The sequence below is a fragment of the Dyella jejuensis genome, from assembly GCF_044904675.1.
GTDB lineage: Bacteria > Pseudomonadota > Gammaproteobacteria > Xanthomonadales > Rhodanobacteraceae > Dyella_B > Dyella_B jejuensis.
In genome coordinates this window covers 1-281 of record NZ_JADIKJ010000110.1, presented here as the reverse complement: position 1 = coordinate 281, position 281 = coordinate 1, and the positions used below count along the sequence as shown (strand labels likewise).

Annotated in this window: 1 protein-coding gene; it reads right to left on the bottom strand. The window is 66.9% G+C overall.

Going from position 1 to position 281, the window contains the following annotated elements; all coding sequences use genetic code 11:
* The coding region (locus ISP15_RS18670) for a hypothetical protein (RefSeq protein WP_404549500.1) at positions 1 to 281 on the bottom strand (281 nt) is incomplete at both ends.

Here is a 281-nt window from a genome sequence, read left to right as displayed (position 1 = left end):
TGGTTGTCGCGCCGTTGACGGTTTCGGTAAGGACCTGGTTCTCGCCGTTGTAGGTGTAGGCGGTGACGCTGCTGGCCGCCGCATAACCGACCGTGCCGTTGAGCTGGCCCACCGTGCCGCCGGTATAGGTGTACGTGCCGGCATCGGTTTCGGTTTGCACCCGGCCGATCGCATCGTAGGTATAGGTGGTGACGCGGTTGGCGCCCGTGGCTACGGTGGCCGCGCCGGGCAAGCCAGGCTGGGTCGACGTGGTGATGGCGCTGGTGCTGATCGCCTGGGCG